We start from the raw sequence: 22,819 nt of genomic DNA, 5'->3' as shown, positions 1-22,819 counted from the left end.
GCGCAATATGGCGCGTAAGCAAAACCGCATTCTGCCAATGGAAGGCACGCCTCCTAGTGGGCGATTGCGCACTCGAATTGTCGTTTGGCTGCTTGTCCTCTTGAGCATCCTCGTTGTGGTCGCCTATATCGATGGCGGTGAGGAACCGCTGCGCCCGATTAGCGAGCCAGTGGAATTGCCGGAGGGCACACAATGAGCCGAATGTCGGCGAAATATTTGGGTTTGACTGCCGCAGCAACGCTTGCTCTGGGTGCTGGCATTGCGCTCGCGCAGGACGCACCGGAATCGCTTTTGCCTCCTGGCTTTGATGACCCGGCACCGACGCCCACGCCTACTGCGCAACCAACCCAAGCTCCGGCTACAACCGATCCTGCGGCTCCGACGGTTTCCGGACCCGTTGTGCAGCCAATCCCGAGCGCGCCTGCTATCCCGAGCTTGGGCGATATCGACATGTCCAGCATTCCCAGCATTGAAGAGCTGGAAGCAATGTCGAGCGATGAGCTGGACCAGCTGCTCGGGCTGACGCCAAGCTATGACATTCCGCCAGCAGCGCGGCGGGGTATGGGGCAGGTCGGTGTCATTGACGCGAGCGAAGGCGGCTTGCCGACTGCCGGACTTGCGAGGCAACCCGCTTCATTGGTCCGCGCTATCCTCAAAGGTGCCGATGGACCGCTGGTTTCGCGTTGGGGGCACATCCTTATGCGCCGCGCTTTGGCGAGCAGGCTGGCAGCACCCGACGGTATGAACCCGGTCGAGTTTGCCGCGTTAAGAGCGAGCAGTCTTAATGCGATGGGCGAATATGCTGCCGCCCGCGCGCTGGTGCAGGATGTCGATACCGGAAATTGGGATGAAGCGCTGACCGATGCGGCATTGGAAGCCTATGTCGCCACGGCCGATATTGTGGGCGCTTGCCCGGCGGTGCGCTTGCAGGGATCGCGCGAAGGTGATGCGCGCTGGTCAATGCTTCAGGCGATCTGCAATGCCTATGCGGGCGAAGGCACGCGGGCGAGTTCTCAGCTCGATCGCGCGCTTCGTTCTGAAGATAACGAGCGGATCGATGTGCTTCTCGCACAGCGCTATGCGGGCGCGGCGGGTAATGGTCGGCGTGCGGTGGACATCGAATGGGAAGAGGTTTCCGAGCTCAATCCATGGCGGTTCGCGCTTGCCAATGCAGTTGGAGAGCCTTTGCCAGACGCGCTGCTCGAAAGTGCAGGGCCATACTATCAGCGGCTTTGGGCAACGGGGGCGATGCTGCCGCTTGATCTGCGGGCCGAAGGGGCGGACAGAGCGGCGCGTGACGGAATTATCTCGTCCACTGCGATGGTCGATCTTTACAGCCAGATTTATGCTGACGACCGGAGCGAAGGTGAAGCTGCAGAGCGCGCAGTGACCCTGCGAAACGCCTATGTCGCGGCTTCTGCTGCCGAGCGTCTTGCTGCGATGCAAAAAGTCTGGGGCGGAGACGCGGCCAACGACTACGGTCGTTATGTCCTGACCGCCTTTGCAGCGGCGCGGTTTGCACCATCAGAGGCGTATGCGGATGCAGCCGATGCGCTGGTCGCCTCCATGCTTACGGCGGGCCTCGATCGAGATGCAATGACGTGGGCGAGTGTGGTTCCTGCTGAAAGTGCTGCAGGCGCAATGCTGGCGCTAGCGAGGCCGGGCACGGTTGTCATGCAGCGCGAAGCAGTTGACGGGTTTATCGACGATGACGGTAGCGAAGACTACCGGCGGTCCGCGTTTTTGCTGGCTTCGCTGTCAGCGCTTGGCCGGATCGATCAAGAAGACTTGGCTGACTTTACAGACCGCATCGAACTTGATCTTGGCCGGCAGAATGCCTGGACACTGATGATCACGAAGGCAGCAGCTGTCGACAACCCGACGCTTGTCGCGATGCTGGCGGGCCTCGGTATGCAAGGCGAGGGCTGGGACAAGATGACGCCGCTGCACCTCTACCATATCGTATCAGCGCTGAACCGGGTTGGCCTTTCGGCAGAAGCGCGGATGATTGCCGCTGAATCGATCGCACGCGGTTAAGGCGAAAGGCGGGCAGATATGTCTGTCGCAACCGATGCTTTTCTGGACATGCTGGCAGCGGAGCGTGGTGCTTCGGCCAACACGCTCGCAGCCTATCGCCGTGATCTCGATGGCGCTGAAGAAGCCATCGGCGATTTGGACACGGTATCTCGCGATAAAGTCGCTCGTCTCTCGTCTATCTGGTCCGGTCTCGCCCCATCTACAGTTCAGCGCAAGTCGAGCGCTCTGCGCCAATTCTTCGGTTTTGCGATGGAAGAGAACTGGCGCAAGGACGATCCGTCCGGCGCCTTGCCAAAGCCTGTCGCGCGCCGTCCCCTGCCAAAGATCCTCAGCCATGAGGAAATCGAGCGGCTGTTCGAGCGTGCAGAGGATGAAGCAGCGAGCGAGCGTTCGGCGCCAGTGCGCATGCTCGCATTGCTGGAATTGCTCTACGGCTCAGGATTGCGCGCTACCGAGTTGGTTTCATTGCCACTTTCCGCTGTACCGCGTGACGCCCCCTTTCTCACCGTGACAGGCAAGGGCGGGCAGGCACGCATGGTCCCGGTGAGTGAGCGGGCGCGCGATGCGCTTTCGCGATGGCTGGCGGTACGCGATCAGCCGGATTCGCCGTTTCTGTTTCCGTCGCGCGCGAAACATCTCAGCCGGGTGCGCCTTTTCCAGATGTTGAAAGAGCTTGCCGCACGGGCTGATATCGCGCCTGAACGCATCAGTCCGCATGTGCTGCGCCACGCCTTCGCAACGCATTTGCTCGAAGGCGGAGCAGACCTGCGTGTGCTGCAGACGTTGCTTGGTCATGCGGATATCGCGACCACTCAGATCTATACGCATGTGGATGCCGCGCGACTTGTTGCACTGGTGAATGCACGGCATCCTCTTGCCCAGACGCGCACATCCGACTAGCGCAACTTGCATGATTTCCTATCTCGAATTCGAGAAACCGGTCGCGCAGCTTGAAGAGCGGATTGCAGAACTGCGTTCTGCTGCAGAAGGCGACGAGGTCGACATCACTAAAGAGCTGAAACGGCTTGAGAAAAAGAGCGCTGACTTGCTCTCAAGCACCTACGCTTCTCTCACGCCTTGGCAGAAGACTCAGGTCGCGCGTCATCCACAGCGCCCGCATTTTCGCGATTTCGTCGAGCATGCGTTCGAGGATTTCGTCCCGCTGGGCGGCGATCGCTACTATGGCGACGACGACGCTATCCTTGGTGGTTTTGCGCGCCTGAATGGCCGCAAGGTCGTCTTGATCGGTCATGAAAAAGGCCATGACACCGAGTCCCGGCTGAAGCACAATTTCGGGATGGGTAAGCCGGAAGGTTATCGCAAAGCGATCCGTCTGATGGACCTGGCTGGGCGCTTTGCACTGCCGGTGGTGACCTTGGTCGACACCTCTGGCGCATTCCCGGGCGTAGAAGCCGAAGAGCGCGGCCAGGCAGAAGCTATTGCTCGCTCAACCGAAGCCTGTCTCGCGCTGCCAGTGCCTATGGTCGCAACGATTGTAGGCGAGGGCGGATCAGGTGGAGCAGTCGCGCTCGCCAGTGCAGAACGCGTGCTTATGTTGGAACACGCCGTTTACTCGGTTATTTCGCCTGAAGGCTGTGCTTCGATTCTCTGGCGTACAGCAGAAAAAGCGCCGGACGCAGCCGAAGCAATGCGCGTTACAGCTAAGCAGCTCAAGCGTTTGGGAGTGATCGACCGCATTGTCGCGGAGCCGGTCGGCGGTGCCCATCGCGATCATGAGAAAGCGGCCAAATCGCTCGCTGCGGCCATCCATGAAGAATTGAGCAAGCTCGATGGCCTTTCCATCGACAAACTGCGTCGTCAACGCGAGGAGCGGTTCCTTCAGATTGGCGCTTCTTAGCCCTTGATATTGCAGGAATGGTGTTTGCATGGCTACACTGCGCTTTGATCACAGAGCGCAGCGTGGGTGGACGCTGCCAAATCAGGCAGGAGAGGCCTCAATGAAGCAACGCCAAAAGCCGCTTTCGAAGAAATCACTCACATTGGCTGCGGTTGCGCCAATCGCTCTCGCTTTGACGGGCTGTATGGGTGGTGAGGTGCCCAGCACGTCGACACCCATTACCGAAAGCGAGGCTGCTCAAGGCGCGGAGTACCATCCGCAGCTTTTGGCGGAATTCGGTGGTGCGATGTCCGGTCCTCAAGCGGCCTATGTTGAGAGCGTCGGCAAGAATATTGCTGTACGGTCAGGGCTGGGCAACGCGCAGGAAAGTTTCACAGTCTCCTTGCTCAACAGTTCAGTGAACAACGCTTTCGCTATCCCCGGCGGCTATATCTACACGACCAGGCAGCTGGTCGGTCTTATGAATAATGAGGCAGAACTTGCCGGCGTCCTGGGGCACGAGGTTGCTCATGTCGCTGCGCGTCACTCGCAACGCCGTCAGCAAGCGGCGCAGCGCAATTCGATCCTGGGCGCTGCGGGAGCCATCCTGTCTGGCGTTCTGCTAGGGAACAGCGGTCTTGGCGATACTCTGACGCGGGGATTTCTGCAGGGCTCGCAATTGCTGACTTTGCGCTTTTCGCGCTCGCAAGAACTACAGGCAGATGATCTTGGTATCCAATATCTCGATTCGGCTGGCTACGATCCACGGGCAATGGGCACGGTATTGTCGAGTCTTGCTGCACAAAACAGCCTCGATGCGCAATTGATGGGACGCGGAAACGCGACCGTACCGGAGTGGGCTTCGACTCACCCTGATCCGGCGAGCCGCGTGCAGACCGCTTTGCAGAAAGCTCAGCCGCTTGGCACGGGTGTGACCAATCGTGACACTTTCCTCACGCGGATCGATGGCCTTCTCTATGGCGATGATCCCGAGCAAGGTGTGATTGAAGGCAACACCTTCATTCATCCTGAATTGCGTTTCGCTTTTAGCGCCCCGCAAGGGTTCTACATGGTCAATGGGACGCGTGCCGTCTCAATTCAGGGGCAAGCGGGACGCGCACAACTCACGCTCGCTCCTTACAGCGGTGATCTGTCACGCTATGTGCGTGAACAATTCACCGCACTCGGTGGTCAAGAAAGGCAGTTGGCGCCGAGCGATTTGCAGCGCACAACCGTCAATGGGCTACCCGCGGCTTACGGTACGGCGCGGGTAAACAATGGCAACAGCCAGGTTGATGTGGTTGTGTTTGCTTATGAATTTGCACCTGACCGTGCCTATCACTTTATGACGATCACACCTGCAGGTCGTTCTGGGACGTTTTCTTCGATGTTTAATTCGATGCGCCGGGTCAGTTCCAGCGAAGCGGCTGCAGTTATTCCGCGCGCGATTGATGTTGTGACTGTCAGAAGCGGCGACACTGTATCGGGTCTAGCGCGGCGAATGGCATATGACGATGCGCAGGAAGCGCGCTTCCGGGTGCTCAATGGATTGAGCTCTTCCGATCAGTTGCGCGCCGGACAGAAAGTGAAGCTGGTCGTTCGCGCACGCTGAGGCGCGTATGGGTATATCAAGCGCTCACTATCTCAAGCGCACAAATAAAAACGGCGAGGTCCCGTGGGACCCCGCCGTCTTTTAAGCGTGACGTTAAGCCGAAAATTACGGCGTAACAGTGTTCGCGTCACCCATTTCCGTAGCAACGGTCGAGAAGGTGGTGCTCAGCTCGTCACCGAGGCTGCCCATTGCAGTGATCGCAGCAACAGCGATCAGAGCAGCGATAAGGCCGTATTCGATTGCAGTTGCACCCTGCTCGTCAGCGTAAAGCTTCTTGATGAAAGTCATTATAAGTCTCCAAGTTCAGTCTTCGGTACCCGTGTCCATTCCAAATATTCCGGAACAGACATTTGCGGTCTAACCCGCAGCAATTGAGAAATTCCTAAATCGGACCCTTTCTAATTGCTTAATCGCCCATGTTCTCTGTGACTTCACGTTCAACCACGGCCCAAAGACCGTTGTTCTCGTTGGCCACAGCATCGAACGCTCCAATAGAAGCGATCACAACAAGGCTGGCTATCAGGCCATATTCAATCGCAGTTCCGCCACGTTCATCGCGGACAAACTGTTTCAGGGTCTTGCTCAGTTTCATGGAATCACCTGTTGATACGTTCCTGATGAAACTGCTTTTCGGCTGAGCGCGTTAAGAAAGTGTTGAGAGGAGCCACAAAGTTGGAAAAAATCCCGACAGAGATGCTTGTGGTTGCGGGCGCGTTACGGGCGGAATCGGGGCTTTGGCTGATGCATCGAAGACCTTCTGGAAAGCATCATGGCGGGCTGTGGGAGTTTCCTGGAGGCAAAGTCGAATCGGACGAAACCCCTGAAATTGCACTGATTCGTGAGTTGAATGAGGAGCTGGCGATTGTGATCCAGCCAGCGGATCTCGCGCTTGCGGGCAAGGCTGAGGCGCCATCTGATGGCGCGCAGCCCGCAATTGTCATTCAGCTTTACACTTGCATGCGCTGGACCGGTACGCCCGATCCGCAAGAAGGCGGATCCATTGATTGGTTCAGCTTAAACCAGATGCGAGACTTGCCCAAGCCGCCGCTTGATGGGGTCTTGCTGGAAAGCCTTGCGCAAAAACACAGCGGTTAGGTGTTGCCAAGTTTGTCGGCTGCTTCTAATAGCGCCGCTCTACGCGCGCCAGTAGCTCAGCTGGATAGAGTACCTGACTACGAATCAGGCGGCCGGAGGTTCGAATCCTTCCTGGCGCGCCATAAAAAGGGATCGGCCTTCGGGTCGGTCCCTTTTTTGCTTGGGTCATCGGCCTGTCGGATAAGCCCTGTGAGGGTGGATGCCGACAAAGATATATTGGCAAATGCACTCTTCGTCTCCGCGTATCGCTCTACTCGAATACCAGTTGTCAGCAGGTTTTTCGGAACCGAATTCATGTTGAGTCATTGAATTTATGTAAGAAAAATCAAGGAGACACCATGACCGCTCAAGCAGAGCAGACGACACCAAAGATTTTTGACCGACTGAAAGAAGACCATGACCAGCATCGCGACTTGCTGGACAGGATCGCTGAAACGACCGGCGAAAGCGAAAAGCGCAAGACGCTTTTCACCCAGCTCACCAAGGAGCTAAAGGGTCACGCCGCTGCAGAAGAGCAGGCCGTGTATTCCACAATGATGCGCAAGCCGCCAACGACGGATGAGACGCGCCACTCAGTGGCCGAGCACCAGGAATTGGACGAAATGCTCAATGATCTCGCCGCGACGGACATGTCCTCAAGCGCATGGCTGCAGAAGTTCAAGGAATTCGCGCACCGCTATCGTCACCACATCGAGGAAGAGGAAGAGGATCACTTCCCCGATTTCGCCGAACATATGACCGACGAAGACACGCGGCACATGACCAAAGTATTCGAGAAGCGGAAGGCGAAGGAAAAGGCTGAGGCGGAAGTCACGCCAGAAGCGGCAGACGATGCCAAGGAATAAGGCGAGAGATCTGAGCTCTGAAGCTCACTAGTTAAGAGGCCCGGTGCACCACAAGACATGGTGGTCCGGGCTTTTTTCGTGATTGTGCAGTGACTTGTTGGAACGCATTCACCCTTGGGCGGTTCTTAACGCGGGATTCACGAAAAAGCGTGGGCTCAACTCTGCCCCGCAAAGTCTAAAATGCGCTCCCGAACCACAGTAGTGATTTACGCGGTGCGCAGGCAGCAGGAAAGCGATAGCCATGAACTACATGAACGTGCATGATCATAATGAGTTTGATCCGGAGAATCCCTTGAACAAACCTGACGTGCCCGAAGATGTACAAGAAGCTATCCGCACCTTGATCCGGTGGGCCGGCGATGATCCGACCCGTGAAGGTTTGCTCGACACTCCGAAGCGCGTTGGTCGCGCCTGGCTTGAGTATTGCTCAGGCAATCAGGAAGATCCGTCGATCCACCTCAGTCGGATTTTTGAGGAAGTCGGCGGCTATGACGAGATCGTACTGCTGAAAGACATTCCTTTCCAGTCACATTGCGAGCACCACATGGCGCCGATCACTGGCAAGGCGCATATCGCCTATCTGCCGGACAAAAAGATCGTCGGCATTTCCAAGCTCGCACGCGTGCTCCACGGCTTTGCCAACCGGCTTCAGGTGCAAGAGCGCCTGACCGCTGAGGTTGCCGAGTGTATTTGGGACCATCTCGAACCGCGTGGTGTTGCCGTCGTGATCTCAGCCGAGCACGGCTGCATGACTGGCCGCGGTGTGAAAGTTCACGAAGTGGAGATGCTCACCAGCCGCATGATGGGCTGCTTCCTCGAAGATCATCGCAGCCGCAAGGAAGTGATGAGCTTGATGGGCTTCGGCTGAGCAAGAATCTATCCACATAGCCGTCTTGTGGCGCCACGATCCTATGATAGGACGCGGTGATGGATGGGGCATCACAAAACAAACCGCTCTGGCGTGCTATTTGGGACTTTCCGCTGATCGCGCTGATTGTCGCCACTCTGATCATGGGTGGCGTACTGTTCGCGACCGGGTACGGGTTACAAGCATTGCTCGATGGAATGGAACCGCTTCACGCGCGAGCTATCGGCGCTGTCGTTATAACGGTCCTCTCAATCCTGCTCTGCAAGTATGTGATCACGCATTTGGGTGAGCTCGGACGGGACGATCTGGTTTGGGGAGAGGCTCCGAAAGATCTGGCGCTTGGGACGCTTGGCGCTGCCGGCTTGATGAGCTTGATCTTTGCGATCGTTTACGTGCTGGGCGGCTACGAAGTTTTGGGCTGGGGAGGGATGACCTCATGGATATCCCTGCTTTTCCTCGCTGGATTACAGGCCGGATTTGTCGAAGAAGTCATCTTTCGAGGGATATTCTTCCGTTACCTTGAAGAGTTCGGCGGCAGCTGGTTTGCGCTTGTCCTGACGTCGGCCTTTTTCGGTTTTGGTCATGCAGCGAATGACAATGCGACGCTTTTGAGTTCGCTGTCGATTGCAGCTGGTGCCGGAATACTGTTGGGCGGCGCATACATGCTCACACGCTCGCTCTGGCTCCCGATAGGAATTCATTTCGGCTGGAACGTCACTCAGGGCTTCGTGTGGGATGTGCCTGTGTCAGGCAACGATGTTGACGGCATTCTGGATACCCAGCCGACCGGGGCAGAACTGATTTCTGGCGGTGCGTTCGGATTAGAAGCGTCACTGGTGGGACTGTTCATGACCGTGTTCGTTGGCGTCGTGATCCTCGTCGCGGCTATCCGCAAAGGCGAGCTGATGCGGCCCTGGTGGGTTAGGCGCAGGCTCGCTCGCGAAGCTGCACTCGCGGACGCCAACTGAAATCAATCGAGCTTAGGCGGAAATCCCGGTTCTGCTTTGGCCATAGCGCGCTGGTAAGCGTCGCGCGCACCGATCCGTTTGAGCCAGGCCTTGAGATTGGGCATGTGATCGACGCTCATATCGTTGAAGGCGCGCGCAGTGGTTAGCGAGAACCCAAGCATGATGTCCGCCGTCGTAAAGCTCGCTCCACCAAAATAGTTTGCTTCGCCAAGCGCTGTCTCAATATGTGACCACGCGTTCGTCACGCGCTTCATGAGGGGCGGCGGCATTTCGGCCTCGACCGCGTTCACCGCGATCATCATCATGCCATTGGTCATGAGCGTCGCATTGGCAAAGTGATACCAATACAAATGCCGCGCAAAGTCGGGACTGTTAGGACCAGGGACCAGCTCTGTGTCCGGCGCATATTTGCCGACGATGTAATCCATGATCGCGCCGCTCTCGCCGAGAACCAGATCGCCGTCCTGAATGACCGGAGCGATTTCCATCGGGTGGATGGCTTTCAACTCTGGTGGAGCGAGGCGCGATTCTGGATCCCGATTATAGAGCTTCAATTCGTACTCAAGGCCCAGTTCCTCGCACAGCCAGACAATGCGTTCCGATTGGGAAATGCGAAGGTGATGGACAGTCAGCATGATCGAAGGCTCCCAGATTGTAGCTCGGTTTAGCCATTGCGGGCGGCAGGCGGCTTGTCGAGCGAATTGTTGCGCCGTAGGATCGCGGCATGACAGCCATTGATCTTGCCGAGAAATTCTTCGCCGCTGTGGCGCAGGGTGATGTTGAGGGCGCAAAGGCTTGTTGCGCGGACAGCTTCCGCGGCTCGCAAAACGGTGGTCCAGCCATGGATCGCGATAGTCTGTTGCAATTCTCAGCGGCCGTAAAAGCGCTCGTGCCTGATTTTCGCTATGAAGAAACAGTGCGAACAGCGACGGACACCGGCTTTGTCGAAGAGCACCGGGTGCGCGGCACCTTGCCCGATGGCAGCGAGCTTGACTTGATGGTCTGCGTTGTCGGGGAGGTCAAAGATGACCGGATCACGGTCTTGCGCGAATATGTCGATACAGCTGGCGCAGCAGGTCTGCTGAAAGCTCTTGGCGCGCGCTAATCACGGGCCCAACCGCTTGCCGCAGGGGTGAGAGAGTCGAGGAATTCCTCCGCACTTGTCAGATAATCCTGCTTCTTTTCATCGCCCATCCGGTCCCAGGTGGCATAGATTCGCCCGATCCTGTGATTGCTTTCCAGCCGGTCGCGATGACGATCCATGAAGTGCCAGTAGAGCGGGTTGAAGGGGCAGGCACCGTCGCCGGTTTTCTTGCTGACAGAGTAGCTGCATTCCTTGCAGTAATCGCTCATCTTGTTGATGTAATTGCCCGATGCCGCATAGGGCTTTGTCGCAAGCTTGCCGCCCTCGGCATAGAGGATCATGCCGACTACATTGGGCATCTCGACCCAGTCATAGGCATCGGCATAGACAGCAAGATACCAGTCCTGCACTTCGCGCGGATTGATTCCGGCCAGTAGCGCGAAATTGCCGAGCACCATCAAGCGCTGGATATGGTGTGCGTGCGCGTTCTCATGGGTTGAGCGAATGCAGTCCGCCATGCAGCGCATGTCGGTCTCACCGGTCCAGTAGAATTCAGGCAAGCCGCGCTGCGCATTGAGTGCGTTGCGGCTTTCAAGATCTGGCATGAAATACCAATAGAAGCCGCGAATATACTCGCGCCAGCCAATGATCTGGCGGATGAAGCCTTCGACGGAGTTGAGCGGCGCCTTGTCGTCTTCGTAGGCTTGCTGCGCTCGCTGGCACAGTTCAAGCGGGTCGAGCAGGCCGCAATTGATGCTGGTTGAAAGCATGGAGTGGTAAAGGTCGTCAGACCCGTGAACCATTGCATCCTGATAGGGACCGAACTTTTCGATCCGCTCGGCGAAGAAGGCGTCTGCGGCTTCCTCGGCCTCCTCGCGGGTGACCGGCCATTCGAAGCGCTCGAGCGATCCAAAGTGATCGCCAAACTGGCTTTCGACGAGTTCGATCACTTCACGCGTGATCTGATCTGGTTCGAACTTAGCGCGTTCCGGCGCATCCATTTCACCCTTCGGCGGCTCGCGGTTTTCCTTGTCGAGGTTCCATTCGCCGCCAACGGGCTTGCCATCACCGCGCATCAGCAGACCGGTCTTCTTGCGCATCTCCCGATAGAAATGCTCCATCGTCAGATGCTTGCGGCCATCGGCCCATTCGTTGAACTCGGCGTGGCTGCATAAGAAACGGTCATCTGGCAGGATTTCGACTTCGCATGCGAACTTGTCCGGCCATTCCTCGATTGACTGCTGAACGCGCCATTCGCTCGCTTCGACCACATGGATTGCACGGGGATCATGTCTTTCGACAGCGCGCGCAACTTCGCCGGTGAAACTGCCCGCATTGTCCTCGTCAGTCAGCTTGACATAGTCCACCTGCCAGCCAGCCTCTTCCAGCTCGGCTGCAAAGTGGCGCATCGCAGAGAAAATCAGCGTGATCTTTTGCTTATGATGTTTGACGTAGGTCGCTTCGTCCCAGACTTCCATCATCAGAATGACCGTGTCGTCCTTGGTCCGCCCACGCAGGCTGGCAAGGTTGCGGGTCAGCTGATCGCCGAGAATGGGGACAAGGATGGGATTGCTTTTGGCCATGCCCGATCAATGAGCGAGCCAGTGATTAGTGCCTCAAACGAAACTGTACGGATCGATATCTACGCCCACCCGCACGCCGGGTGGGAAATTCTGGCCCGCGAGCCAGTCGGCAAGGATCTTTTGTAATTCGACGCTCCGCCGAGCATTAGCAAGAAAGCGATAGCGATAGCGGCCGCGCAGCAGCGCTAGCGGGGCAGGGGCCGGGCCGAGTATCATCAGGTCATCATGGAAAGGCCGGGCATCACCCAAGCGAGCAGCAGCCTGGCGTGCTTCTGTGTCATCCTCTGACGAAATGATAATCGCAGCCCAGCGACCGAAAGGCGGCGCGCCTGCATGACGTCTTGCTTCGGTTTCGGCGGCGTAGAACGCATCGCGGTCGCCATTGGCCAGCGCAGCTATGACGGCGGCTTCGGGGTGGCGTGTCTGGATCAAGACTTCGCCGGGCTTCGCTCCGCGTCCGGCACGTCCCGCGGCTTGCGAAACTTGCTGATAGGTGCGCTCGCCAGCGCGCAAATCGCCGCCCTCCAGGCCGAGATCGGCGTCGACCACTCCGACCAAGGTCAATTCGGGGAAGTGAAAGCCTTTCGTGACCAGCTGCGTGCCTACAATAACATCGACCGCGCCGCTTTCCGCCTCGGCGATGAATTGCGCCGCGCGTTCAGGCGATCCGAGCGTGTCTGACGTCGCGACTGCGATGCGCGCTTCTGGAAAGAGCTCGCGTACCTCGTCCGCGATCCGCTCCACGCCAGGACCGCAGGCGACAAGGCAATCAGGCTCGCCACATTCAGGGCAGGTCTCAGGCGGCGTTTCCTCATGCCCGCAATGGTGGCAGGCCAGTCTTTGCGACAGCCGGTGCTCGACCAGCCATGCACTGCAGCTTTTGCATTTGAAGCGGAACCCGCAATTGCGGCAAAGCGTCAGCGGCGCATAACCGCGTCGGTTGAGATAGAGCAGCGACTGCTCGCTTTTCGCGAGGCGATCCTCCAGCGCCGCGACAAGCCGAGGGGCAAGCCAGCGCTGTCGTTCGGGCGGCTCCTCGGTGAGGTCTATAGTGTCGATATGCGGCAGTTGCGCACCGCCAAACCGGCTTGGCAGGTCGAGCTTTTCGTAAATGCCGCTTTCCGCCATTTGGAGGCTTTCAAGGGCTGGGGTCGCACTGGCAAGGACGACCGGGAAGCCTTCAAATCGCGCGCGCATTACAGAGACATCTCGGGCATTATAACGCACGCCATCATCTTGCTTGAAGCTGACTTCGTGGGCCTCGTCGACCACGACCAGCCCGAGGTTCTTGTAGGGTAGGAACAGCGCAGAACGCGCGCCGACCACCACTTGCGCAGTCCCTTCCGATATCGCACGCCATGCCCGCCGCCGCTCGGTCGACTTGAGCGAGCTATGCCACAACACTGGTTGGGCGCCGAAGCGCCTTTCAAACCGGTTGAGGAAGTTTTCGGTAAGCGCGATTTCAGGCAGCAGCACCAGAACCTGGCGGCCCATACGGATTGCTTCGGCAACAGGCTCGAAATAGGTTTCGGTCTTGCCCGAACCTGTCACACCATCGAGCAGGAAAGGCGCAAACTGTTTGGCTTTGACCGCTTCCACCAGCCTGTCCGCAACTTCGCGTTGATCGGACGAAAGCTCTGGCTGATCGTGATCGGGATCAGCAGGCGGGAAGGGACGGTCAATCGCGACGGAGACTGGTTCGATCAGCCCAGCGCCCACCATTCCGCGCAACACGCCTTCCGACACGCCTGCGATGCCGGCGAGTTCGCGGATGGTCGCTTGCTCGCCGATGAGCGCATCAAGCGCCTGCTTTCTTTGCGGTGTCATCCGATCCGGCAGCTCACCCGTCAGCCGGTATTCGGTCATTGTTGCAGGGCCCTTGAGCGCGCCGCCTGAAGAAATGACCATCCGTGCGACCGCGCTAAGCGGCGCGAGATAGTAGTCTGCGGTCCATTCGATCAGTCGTCGCAAAGGCGCAGAAAGCGGCGGTACTGGCAGCACCTCGAGGATCGGACGCAGCTTTGCCGCGGGCACCTCCTTGGCGGGAAGCTTCTCAGGCTCCCAAGCAATCCCGGTAATCTGGCGTGGTCCAAGCGGTGCGATCACAACCGAGCCCGGAGGCGCTGCTACGCCATCCGGCACGCGGTAATCGAGCGCGCCTAAAGCAGCATTGAAAACGAGGACACGGATGCGGTTCATGTGACTGACAATATGGGCGCGGCATGCTAGGCCCGACAAGGTGAGGAGATTGGAAATGTCCGGAATTTTGAACGAAACTGCGTCGCGCCGTAAAGTCATGGCCGGACTGTTGGCAGGAACGACTGTGCTCGCCTTGCCTGCCTGTCAAAGCCTCCCGGGCTTCAGCCTTACCGAAGCGATACGGCGGTTGTTGACTGTCTCAAGCGAAAATGCGTTCGCGCGCCTTACGGCGGCGGACGGGTTCTGGGACGATCAAGTTGCCAAAGTTGGATTGTCCAGTCTGCTCGGCACGCGCGGTGATGTGCTGTCCGATATTCTCACCTCCGCGCTGTTCAAGGATCGCCTGAACGAGGCGTTTGCGGATATCGCGATCGAAGGCTCCTACCGCGCCGCGCCTCTGGTTGCAGATGCCGTGCGCGTGATCGGGATTGAAAATGCCGAGGCGTTGGTGAGAGGCGGACCGCGGGCTGCAACCGCATTCCTACAAGGTGAGATGGGCGGACAGCTCATCGAAGCGATGGTCCCCGAGCTTGGCCGGGCGATAGAAGTCGCTTCCGATCCGCTGGTGGCACAGCTCATCAATGGGCTGACCGGCACTGATGTGGGCGTGATCGCTCAGCGGCTGGCAGGCAACGTCAACGATGCGATCTGGACAGAGATTGGCTTTGAGGAAGAGGCGATCCGCCGAGATCCGCGCTCGACCAACGATCCGCTGTTGATTGGCGTGTTTGGAGCCGGCGCCGCGCTCTAGCCGCGCAGGCCATGCTTGGGTAATGCTAACCGGGAATCGATTCCCGGGAGCGCTTATCCATGAAATTCTTTGCTGACACTGCTGAACTTGACGACATCAAGGAGCTGGCTGCGACAGGCTTGCTCGATGGCGTTACGACCAATCCTTCGCTGATCGCGAAATCAGGTCGTGACTTCATGGAAGTCACAAAGGAAATTTGCGATATCGTCGATGGGCCGGTCAGCGCAGAAGTGGTCGCGCTCGATCACGAGGCGATGATGAAAGAGGCTGAAGTCCTGCGCAAGATCGCGGACAATGTCTGCATCAAGGTGCCGCTCACGATTGACGGCCTCAAGACCTGCAAGGCGCTCACCAGTGACGGGACGATGGTCAATGTGACGCTTTGCTTTTCTGCCAATCAAGCGCTTCTCGCGGCGAAAGCGGGCGCGACTTTTATCTCGCCATTTGTCGGACGGCATGATGATAACGGCTTCAACGGCATGGAGCTGATCGAGGACATCAAAACGATCTACGACAACTATCTGTTCGATACCGAGATCCTTGTGGCATCGGTTCGGCACGTCACACATGTGCTGGAAAGCGCGCTGATCGGTGCGGATGTCATGACCGCACCGCCGAAAGTCATCAAGCAGCTTTTCAATCATGTGCTGACCGACAAAGGCATCGAAGGCTTCCTCAAAGACTGGGAAAAGACTGGCCAGAGCATTATCTAACCGTCATTGATCCCACCTAATGTCTGAAGAAACGCCTCTTGATAAGCTCAAGCACGCGCTGACTGGCGCGAGCCGCGCGATTGCGCGCGAAGCTGATGTCGAGGTGGCCTGGAGCGCGGACGCGCCTTCCTCGGCGGGCAAGCATTTCCGCGTTCCGCTGCCGGGGCGCAACCTGCCGGAAGAGCAGGTGGCCGAAGCGCGCGGCTTTGCGGACAGTTTCTCGCTCAAACTACTCCATCACAACGCTGCGCTGCACAGCAAGGGCGCGCCGCCTGAAGCGACTGCGCGTGCGTGTTACGATGCAATCGAGCAAGTGCGCTACGAAGCCATTGGCGCGCAGGAATATGGCGGTGTTAAAGAGAACCTCGGCGCAGCGCTCGATATGCGGCTGGCGAGCGATGCGATTACGCGCGCGACAAAGGCAAGCGATGTGCCTTTGCAGACTGCGCTCTCGCTGCTGCTGCGCGAGCAACTGACGGGTGAGGCTTCACCTGAAGCCGCGCGCTCAGGGTTGGAGCTGGTTCGTCAAGAGATCGCGGCGAAAACCGGCGGTGATATCGCTGCGCTGGCTGACAGTCTCGACGATCAATCCGCATTTCAGCGGCTCGCTCTCGATTTGCTTGAGCATTTGGATCTCACTCAACCCACCGACGCACCTGATGAAGGTGAAAGCGAAGATGAAGGCGAGGACGAAGAGGGTCCTGACGAGAGCGAGGGCGACGACGAGAACGCCGGCGATGGCGATCCGCAGGCAGCCGAGATGGCTGGCGAAATGGCGGAAGGTGAAGGTGATGCGGAAGGCGAGACAGAAATGTCCGCTGACGATGAGATGGCCGTCGGCGAGCCAGGCGATGAAGGCGATGCGGCGACCATGCCTGCGCGGCCCAATCGCCCGCAAGGCGATATTCCTGATGGCCTGGACTACAAGGCCTACACTGAGCGTTTCGACGAGGAAGTCGGCGCGACGGAGCTGTGCGATGCCGAAGAGCTCGACCGGCTGCGCGCCTATCTTGATAGCCAGCTGACAGGCTTGCAAGGCGTCGTCACGCGGCTCGCCAACCGTTTGCAGCGGCGGTTGATGGCTCAGCAGAACCGCAGTTGGGATTTCGACCAGGAGGACGGGATTGTCGATGCGGCGCGCTTGCCGCGCGTGATTGTCTCGCCGGGCACTGCGCTTGCATACAAGACCGAGCGCGATGTCGAATTTCGCGATACGATTGTCACGCTGCTCATCGACAATTCGGGTTCAATGCGGGGCCGGCCGATCAGCATTGCAGCGATCAGCGCGGATATTCTCGCGCGGACATTGGAACGCTGCGGCGTAAAGGTCGAGATTCTCGGCTTTACGACGCGTGCATGGAAGGGCGGACAGAGCCGCGAAGCATGGCTTGCCGATGGCAAGCCGCCTGAACCTGGCCGTCTCAATGACCTGCGCCACATCGTCTACAAGAAGGCCGATGAGCCATGGCGCCGCGCGCGCCGCAATCTCGGCCTGATGATGCGCGAAGGCCTGCTGAAAGAAAATATTGACGGTGAAGCGCTGATGTGGGCGCACAACCGCATTGTTGCCCGCAAGGAAGATCGGCGCATCATGATGGTGATTTCGGACGGCGCACCGGTCGACGATTCAACGCTTAGCGTGAATTCCGCAGGTTATCTCGAAGCGCATTTGCGCAAGGTGATCGAATGGATTGAGCGCTATTCCCCGGTGCAACTGGTCGCAATTGGCATTGGCCACGATGTGACGCGGTATTATCGCCGCGCGGTGACGATCATGGATGTGGAGCAACTTGGCGGCACCATCATGGAACAGCTTGCGGAGCTGTTTGAGGACGAAAAACGAGGTCGCAGATGAACGTATCCGATGCTGTAGCCACCCGACGCTCTGTCCGCAGTTTCACCGACCAGCCGGTTGATCGCGAGGTCCTGACCCGCGTGCTCAAGAAAGCGCAGCGTTCGCCATCTGGTGGCAACACCCAGCCGTGGAACGCGGTGGTTCTGACTGGCGAGCCGATGCAGAAGCTCTTTACGCGAGTTGCCAAGGAATTCCCCAAAGGGCGCGACGTTCATGCGCCAGAATACAACATCTATCCGCCTGAGCTCGACGGCGAATATGAGGCGCGCCGCTTTGGCGTGGGCGAAGCGCTGTACGAAGCGCTCGGCATTCCGCGCGAAGACAAAATGAAGCGGCTGATGTGGTTTGCAGAGAACTTCCGCGCGTTTGGCGCGCCTGTCCTCATGTTGATCCACACGCCCAAATATATGGGCCCGCCGCAATGGTCGGATATCGGCATGTGGCTCCAGACGATTGGCCTGCTGCTGCGCGAGGAAGGGCTCGACACCTGTTTCCAGGAGGCTTGGGCGGTTTACTCGCCGCAAATCCGCGAAGTGGTCGAAATCCCGGAAGATCATATCTTCTTTTGCGGTGTTGCGATCGGCCATCGCGATCCCGATGCTTCAGTCAACCAGTTCGACGTGCCGCGCGCAGACATCAGCGAAAGCATACGCTGGGAGGGGTGGTAGGAGCCCGTTAGACCCCAGTTACTTAGCTCTTGTGCGCCTTTGCGAGGCTGCTAAACTGTGCGCAGGGATGGGAAGGCGCCTCAAGAGCGTCGTTACAGGGGTCGAAACTCTCACATGAAGAGCTTTTTGAGGTCTATGGATGGGCCGACGATTGCGTGCATCGTGCTGATTGCTTTGGCGAGCGCTGCTTCATTGAGCGCGCAGGAAGCGGACGCTGAAACCGCCATTCAATCCGGCGAGGCCGGAGATGTGACCCAAGCCGAAGCGGTCGAAGACACTTGCGAAAAGCCGCAGTCGCGCCTTGTCACGCTCCCCAAGCTGACACCGGTTTACATCAGCATCGACGCAGCTCAAGGCAGCAAAACCAGCAACACCGGTGACACTTTCCCGATCACGGTCACAGAGCCGGTCATGGCAGAGGGAGTAGAGGTCATCCCCGCCGGAACACAGGGGCTGGGGGAAGTGATCCATGCCAAGAAAGCGGGCGGCAGCGGGGCAGGCGGCGAGCTCATCCTGACCGCGAATTACATAGACTTTGGCGAACAGCGCATTCCGCTGCGCAGCTTGAAGCTTGGTTTATCCGGCAAAGCGCAAACCGGGCTTGCGATCGCGACAGGACCCGTTGGGTTCCTCGTGCGCGGCAAGAATGTCGATGTTGCTGAAGGAACGCTGGCAGGCGCAAAGCTTGCAGAAGACACAGAGATTTTGCTGCCTCAAGCAGATGATGCCGAGGCGGCTGATTGCAGGGAAGGGACGTAGTATGAATTTCAAGACATTGTCGATGACGGGTGCGGCAGCGCTTGCGCTTGGCCTGACGGGACCGGCGCTTGCCTATCAGGAAGCTCAGGCTGAAGAAGCGGTCGAAGCTGCGGAAGAGGCTATGACCGATGTGGGCGAAGCCATGGCAGGCGCGGCCGAAGCGATGGAAGATGCCGCTGAAGCTGTGATGGAAGAACCAGCCGGCCCCGCCAATCACACACCGGAAGGCTCTCCGCATTTTATTCCGCTGCCACCGGAAGGCAAAGGCCAGATCGTATTCTATCGCTCGACCCGCATGGGCTTTGCGATGGGCTGCACGATCAATCAGGGCACTAAGAAGGACAAGACCAAGATCTCGTCGCTTGGCGCTGGTAAATATGTGATTGTCGCAGCTGAGCCAGGCAAGCAGGATTACTGGGTCAAGAACGAGAAGAAAGACGCGATCACGCTGCTGGTTGAAGAAGGCGAAACGCAGTTCGTTGAATGCCGCATCAAGATGGGCTTCATGTCGGGTCGTCCGGACCTTTCACCCAGCGATGCTGCGGAATTTGTCGAGAAGGGTGAGAACCTGAAGCTCGTCGATGACGATGATATGGGCGAAGGCGCGTTGCGCTCGACTGATCTCGCTGCAGCGCAGTAAGCTCGGCCTAACTGAAAACCAGAAAGAGGCGGCTCTACCAGATGGCGGAGCCGCCTTTTCTTATGCTTGACCGCACGCGCTCGCACCCGCAAAGCGCTCCGCATAATGACCGACCAATCGCCGATTACCGAATTGCACCTGTTCAATTCGTTGACCCGCCAGCTGGAGCCATTCCAGCCCGTCCATGCAGGCGAAGCGCGCGTCTACACCTGCGGTCCAACGGTCTACAATTACCCCCATATCGGCAACATGCGGGCCTATGTCTTCGCGGATGTGCTTGGCCGCACGCTCAGCTGGCGCGGCTACAAGCTCACGCACATCATCAACATCACAGATGTCGGTCACCTCACCGATGATGCGGATGAAGGCGAAGACAAGATGGAGAAGATGGCCGCTGAAAAGGCGCAGTCCATCTGGGACATCGCGAGGCACTATACCGAGGCCTATTGGGACGATGTGAAGGCACTCAATATCCGCCAGCCAGCGAAATGGTCGGTCGCAACAGATTACATTGAGGAGATGCTGCAATTCGCGAAAAGCATCGCGGACAAGCATTGCTATGAGCTTGAGAGCGGCCTTTATTTCGATGTGACAACGGTCGACGATTACGGGCGGCTGGCGCGCGCAGTGACCGAGGAAGGCGAAGGCCGGATCGATACAGTTGAAGGCAAGCGCAACGCGGCGGACTTCGCGATCTGGCGCAAGACACCCGGGGGCGAAACCCGTCAGATGGAATGGGATTCGCCTTGGGGCAAAGGCGCTCCGGGCTGGCATCTGGAATGCTCGGTCATGGGCGAAAAGCTGCTCGGTTTTCCCTTCGACATTCACACGGGCGGGATCGACCACCGCGAAATTCACCACCCGAACGAGATTGCTCAGAACCAAGCTTTTTGCGGCTGCGGCGGATTGTCGGAGGCGACCAATTCAGGCGCAAAGATCTGGATGCACAACAACTTCCTTGTTGAGCGCAGCGGCAAGATGTCGAAGAGCGCAGGCGAGTTCTTGCGCCTCCAATTGCTGATCGACAAAGGCTACCATCCGCTCAGCTATCGGATGATGTGCTTGCAAGCGCATTATCGCAGCGAGCTGGAATTTACCTGGGAAGGTCTGACGGCTGCACTGACCCGCTTGAAGCGCATGGTGATGGCAGCAGAGCGGTTGACTGAGTCGGTTAAGGGTGCTGAACAAGGCCAACGCCTGCCGCCGGTTGAGGAATTCCAGCATCCCAAACTCGCGCCTTCGATTGCGAAATTCAACGAGGCAATGGCCGACGACTTGAACACAGCCGTGGCGATCACCGCGCTGGAAGATGTGCTTGCGGCAAAGAAAGTGGATGCTGCGATGAAGCATGCTGTCGTTGCCTATATGGACGCAGTGCTTGGTCTCGATCTGCTGGAACTGCAGCGTGAGGACTTGCGCCTCCGTCCGAAGTCGGCCGAGATTAAAGAAGCAGAGATCGAAGATGCGCTTGCCCGCCGCAAGGCCGCGCGGGCAGAGAAAGACTTCACAACGTCCGATGCTTTGCGTGATGAACTCGCTGCGAGGGGAGTCGAGGTGATGGACGGCGATCCGCTGGGATGGGAGTGGAAATTATGACAATCCTCGCAATCTCCGGCCTGATCCGTCCGCTGCTTGAACCGCGCTTGCCCAAGAACCTGGACGTGCGCTGGTTCATGACGAAGGAAGAGGCGCTGCAAGTCGTGCCGGACGCTGAAATCGGCTGGTTCGACATGTACGAGCAGGACGCGATGGCAGACACCCTGCGGGCTGCGACCAGTCTCAAATGGCTCAATTCCATCTATGCAGGGCTCGACTTCCTTCCGATGGATGTCCTGATCGAGCGCGACATTACAGTGACCAATGGCGCGGGGATCAATGCGATTACCATTGCCGAATATGTCGTGATGGGGATGCTCAACATCGCGAAGGGGTATCGCGATGTGGTCCGCGCACAAGACCGCAAGGAATGGTTGCAGGACAGCCCGGGAAAGCGCGAGCTGGCAGGCAGCAAGGCGCTGCTCTTAGGCTATGGTGCGATTGGCAAGCTCATCAAGCCGCGATTGGAATCCTTCGATGTCGACGTGACTGTCGTGCGGCGCACAGCGGGCGAAGGCGTACTAACGCCCGATCAATGGCGCGAGAAGCTCGGCGACTTTGACTGGGTGATCCTCGCTGTACCCGCAACGCCTGAAACCGATAGCATGATCGGGGCGGATGAGCTTGCGGCGATGAATTCAGATGCGGTGCTGGTGAACATAGCGCGCGGCGCCGTGGTCGATCAACCCGCGCTTGTCGAAGCGCTGCAAGCCAAGAAGATCGGTGGCGCGTTTCTGGATGTGACCACGCCTGAGCCACTGCCGCCTGAAGACCCGCTATGGGCGCTCGACAATGCGCATATCACAATGCATTTGTCCGGCCGCGCGCAAGATAAGATGTTCATCCGGTCTGCCGAGCGGTTTCTTGAGAACCTCGACCGCTATCTGAAAGGTGAGCCTGTCGCGCCGATCTTCGATCCGAAGCTGGGGTATTAGGCTTCCTCGAGCAGTAGCAGCGTCGCAGTGACAACCATGCGCGGTTCCGGCGTGTAGCTCGATTCCACTTCGCTGATGGTTGCATCGGCCACCAGCATGTTGGGGATGGTGAATTCATGATCGGGCAGAGTAGCGATAAAACGCTCACCCGCTTTGCACGCTGCTATCCCGTTGAACTCGACGGTCAGCTCGTGCCGCGTTCCAGCAAAAGTAATCGAGGCCCAAGGCGTCTCCTCATGGGTGAGGAGATTGGCTTCAGAACCCGCAACCAAGAGCAACGCTTCACGCACCCGGTCGCCCAGCGTCTTGCGTGCGCGATACCGCTTTGCCTTCGTTTCAGGGATATCAATGTGCATGAGCAAAGGCTCCTTGCACTTTGGTGCGACCCGCAAGGGCAGGGGCAGCATAGCCTTTGACTTCGTAGCCCATTGTGCCGGCGGTCTTTGCATCGAACGCCGGGGGAACACGGTCAGGGGAATAGTCTTCCATCCACTGGCGCACGCGTTTCTCTGTGCCCGGGCGTGGAATACGGCCCATGCGAAGATCGAGCACAAAGCGCGGATCGTGAGCGGCAAGGCGCCCGAATTTGGTGGCGGCCATATCGTGTTTGCGGAGGAATTGTTCGACAGTGCGGATCAGCATGATTGCCCCTCAAGTATGGTTTCGACCAACCCGTGTCCGATTGCGAATCGCTTTCGAATCATCAGGTGTTCCGCATTTGTTCCAACTCAATTCCTACTTGTCTAGGAAAAATCCTATGCTATAGGAAATTTA

The 22,819-nt window shown here is 58.2% G+C and carries 25 protein-coding genes and 1 tRNA gene; 19 read left to right on the top strand and 7 right to left on the bottom strand.

The annotated features are described in order from the left end of the window. Positions 1–7: 7 nt before the first annotated feature. The 5 genes from HUO12_RS05175 to HUO12_RS05155 all read left to right on the top strand — a co-directional run bounded on the left by HUO12_RS05175 (position 8) and on the right by HUO12_RS05155 (position 5,486). Positions 8–196, top strand: a complete 189-nt coding sequence (locus HUO12_RS05175; RefSeq protein WP_176272577.1) for a hypothetical protein — start codon at positions 8–10, stop codon at positions 194–196. After that, positions 193–2,037, top strand: coding sequence for a hypothetical protein (locus HUO12_RS05170; RefSeq protein ID WP_232367313.1), 1,845 nt, complete (start codon positions 193–195; stop codon positions 2,035–2,037). The genes HUO12_RS05175 and HUO12_RS05170 overlap by 4 nt, the downstream gene beginning before the upstream one ends. Positions 2,038–2,055: 18 nt before the next feature. After that, positions 2,056–2,937 (top strand): tyrosine recombinase, encoded by an 882-nt coding sequence (locus HUO12_RS05165; RefSeq protein ID WP_176272576.1) that lies wholly within the window; start codon positions 2,056–2,058, stop codon positions 2,935–2,937. Positions 2,938–2,947: 10 nt separating this feature from the next. After that, positions 2,948–3,895, top strand: a complete 948-nt coding sequence (locus HUO12_RS05160; protein WP_176272575.1) for an acetyl-CoA carboxylase carboxyltransferase subunit alpha — start codon at positions 2,948–2,950, stop codon at positions 3,893–3,895. A 100-nt stretch (positions 3,896–3,995) separates the two neighbouring features. Beyond that, positions 3,996–5,486 carry a M48 family metalloprotease gene (locus HUO12_RS05155; RefSeq protein WP_176272574.1) on the top strand — a complete coding sequence of 497 codons (1,491 nt, stop codon included), beginning with the start codon at positions 3,996–3,998 and terminating at the stop codon, positions 5,484–5,486. Between the two features lie 105 nt (positions 5,487–5,591). On the opposite strand, the gene HUO12_RS05150 is transcribed toward HUO12_RS05155, so the two are convergent. Together HUO12_RS05150 and HUO12_RS05145 are read right to left on the bottom strand one after the other, a co-directional pair. Next, positions 5,592–5,774: a Flp family type IVb pilin gene (locus tag HUO12_RS05150; protein WP_176272573.1), complete on the bottom strand. Its 183-nt coding sequence runs from the start codon at positions 5,772–5,774 to the stop codon at positions 5,592–5,594. A 118-nt stretch (positions 5,775–5,892) separates the two neighbouring features. Further along, entirely contained in the window at positions 5,893–6,078 is a 186-nt protein-coding gene (locus HUO12_RS05145; RefSeq protein WP_176272572.1) for a Flp family type IVb pilin, read from the bottom strand. Between the two features lie 80 nt (positions 6,079–6,158). Between HUO12_RS05145 and HUO12_RS05140 the strand changes: the two genes are divergently transcribed. The 5 genes from HUO12_RS05140 (at position 6,159) to HUO12_RS05120 (ending at position 9,262) form a co-directional block, all read left to right on the top strand. Further along, entirely contained in the window at positions 6,159–6,581 is a 423-nt protein-coding gene (locus HUO12_RS05140) for a (deoxy)nucleoside triphosphate pyrophosphohydrolase (protein WP_269748034.1), read from the top strand. A gap of 45 nt (positions 6,582–6,626) precedes the next feature. Continuing rightward, positions 6,627–6,703: transfer RNA gene (locus HUO12_RS05135), tRNA-Arg, on the top strand. A 216-nt stretch (positions 6,704–6,919) separates the two neighbouring features. Further along, positions 6,920–7,426, top strand: a complete 507-nt coding sequence (locus HUO12_RS05130) for a hemerythrin domain-containing protein (RefSeq protein ID WP_176272571.1) — start codon at positions 6,920–6,922, stop codon at positions 7,424–7,426. Between the two features lie 241 nt (positions 7,427–7,667). Next, positions 7,668–8,294: a GTP cyclohydrolase I FolE gene (gene folE / locus HUO12_RS05125; RefSeq protein WP_176272570.1), complete on the top strand. Its 627-nt coding sequence runs from the start codon at positions 7,668–7,670 to the stop codon at positions 8,292–8,294. Positions 8,295–8,353: 59 nt separating this feature from the next. Next, the gene (locus HUO12_RS05120) at positions 8,354–9,262 is read left to right on the top strand and encodes a CPBP family intramembrane glutamic endopeptidase (RefSeq protein ID WP_176272569.1); all 909 of its coding nucleotides are present in this window, start codon (positions 8,354–8,356) and stop codon (positions 9,260–9,262) included. A 2-nt stretch (positions 9,263–9,264) separates the two neighbouring features. On the opposite strand, the gene HUO12_RS05115 is transcribed toward HUO12_RS05120, so the two are convergent. Continuing rightward, positions 9,265–9,897: a glutathione S-transferase family protein gene (locus tag HUO12_RS05115; protein WP_176272568.1), complete on the bottom strand. Its 633-nt coding sequence runs from the start codon at positions 9,895–9,897 to the stop codon at positions 9,265–9,267. A gap of 89 nt (positions 9,898–9,986) precedes the next feature. On the opposite strand from HUO12_RS05115, the gene HUO12_RS05110 reads away from it, so the two are divergent. After that, positions 9,987–10,367: a nuclear transport factor 2 family protein gene (locus HUO12_RS05110; RefSeq protein ID WP_176272567.1), complete on the top strand. Its 381-nt coding sequence runs from the start codon at positions 9,987–9,989 to the stop codon at positions 10,365–10,367. On the opposite strand, the gene HUO12_RS05105 is transcribed toward HUO12_RS05110, so the two are convergent. Together HUO12_RS05105 and HUO12_RS05100 are read right to left on the bottom strand one after the other, a co-directional pair. Then, positions 10,364–11,929, bottom strand: coding sequence for a cryptochrome/photolyase family protein (locus HUO12_RS05105; RefSeq protein ID WP_176272566.1), 1,566 nt, complete (start codon positions 11,927–11,929; stop codon positions 10,364–10,366). The genes HUO12_RS05110 and HUO12_RS05105 overlap by 4 nt on opposite strands. A 33-nt stretch (positions 11,930–11,962) precedes the next feature. Next, positions 11,963–14,128, bottom strand: a complete 2,166-nt coding sequence (locus HUO12_RS05100; protein ID WP_176272565.1) for a primosomal protein N' — start codon at positions 14,126–14,128, stop codon at positions 11,963–11,965. A 55-nt stretch (positions 14,129–14,183) separates the two neighbouring features. Here HUO12_RS05100 and HUO12_RS05095 point away from each other — a divergent pair, with 55 nt between their 5' ends. The 8 genes from HUO12_RS05095 (at position 14,184) to HUO12_RS05060 (ending at position 22,045) form a co-directional block, all read left to right on the top strand. Further along, positions 14,184–14,879, top strand: coding sequence for a DUF4197 domain-containing protein (locus HUO12_RS05095; RefSeq protein WP_176272564.1), 696 nt, complete (start codon positions 14,184–14,186; stop codon positions 14,877–14,879). 59 nt (positions 14,880–14,938) lie between these two features. Then, entirely contained in the window at positions 14,939–15,592 is a 654-nt protein-coding gene (fsa, locus tag HUO12_RS05090; protein WP_176272563.1) for a fructose-6-phosphate aldolase, read from the top strand. Between the two features lie 19 nt (positions 15,593–15,611). Beyond that, positions 15,612–17,447 carry a cobaltochelatase subunit CobT gene (gene cobT, locus HUO12_RS05085; protein ID WP_176272562.1) on the top strand — a complete coding sequence of 612 codons (1,836 nt, stop codon included), beginning with the start codon at positions 15,612–15,614 and terminating at the stop codon, positions 17,445–17,447. Continuing rightward, positions 17,444–18,115, top strand: a complete 672-nt coding sequence (locus HUO12_RS05080) for a nitroreductase (RefSeq protein WP_176272561.1) — start codon at positions 17,444–17,446, stop codon at positions 18,113–18,115. The genes cobT and HUO12_RS05080 overlap by 4 nt, the downstream gene beginning before the upstream one ends. 135 nt (positions 18,116–18,250) lie before the next feature. Continuing rightward, a complete protein-coding gene (locus tag HUO12_RS05075) occupies positions 18,251–18,874 on the top strand; it encodes a hypothetical protein (RefSeq protein WP_176272560.1) in 624 nt (207 codons plus the stop codon). 1 nt (position 18,875) lies between these two features. Beyond that, positions 18,876–19,514 (top strand): hypothetical protein, encoded by a 639-nt coding sequence (locus HUO12_RS05070; protein ID WP_176272559.1) that lies wholly within the window; start codon positions 18,876–18,878, stop codon positions 19,512–19,514. A gap of 105 nt (positions 19,515–19,619) precedes the next feature. Continuing rightward, positions 19,620–21,110 carry a cysteine--tRNA ligase gene (cysS, locus tag HUO12_RS05065; protein ID WP_176272558.1) on the top strand — a complete coding sequence of 497 codons (1,491 nt, stop codon included), beginning with the start codon at positions 19,620–19,622 and terminating at the stop codon, positions 21,108–21,110. Then, positions 21,107–22,045, top strand: a complete 939-nt coding sequence (locus tag HUO12_RS05060) for a D-2-hydroxyacid dehydrogenase (RefSeq protein WP_176272557.1) — start codon at positions 21,107–21,109, stop codon at positions 22,043–22,045. Before cysS ends, HUO12_RS05060 begins: the two co-directional genes overlap by 4 nt. Here HUO12_RS05060 and HUO12_RS05055 read toward each other — a convergent pair. Both HUO12_RS05055 and HUO12_RS05050 read right to left on the bottom strand, forming a co-directional pair. Then, entirely contained in the window at positions 22,042–22,401 is a 360-nt protein-coding gene (locus tag HUO12_RS05055) for a hypothetical protein (RefSeq protein WP_176272556.1), read from the bottom strand. The genes HUO12_RS05060 and HUO12_RS05055 overlap by 4 nt on opposite strands. Next, positions 22,391–22,687 carry a hypothetical protein gene (locus tag HUO12_RS05050; RefSeq protein WP_176271648.1) on the bottom strand — a complete coding sequence of 99 codons (297 nt, stop codon included), beginning with the start codon at positions 22,685–22,687 and terminating at the stop codon, positions 22,391–22,393. The genes HUO12_RS05055 and HUO12_RS05050 overlap by 11 nt, the downstream gene beginning before the upstream one ends. Positions 22,688–22,819 lie beyond the last annotated feature (132 nt).

This window comes from Altererythrobacter lutimaris (assembly GCF_013371495.1).
Taxonomy (GTDB): domain Bacteria; phylum Pseudomonadota; class Alphaproteobacteria; order Sphingomonadales; family Sphingomonadaceae; genus Erythrobacter; species Erythrobacter lutimaris_A.
This window is presented reverse-complemented; position numbering and strand designations above follow the sequence as displayed.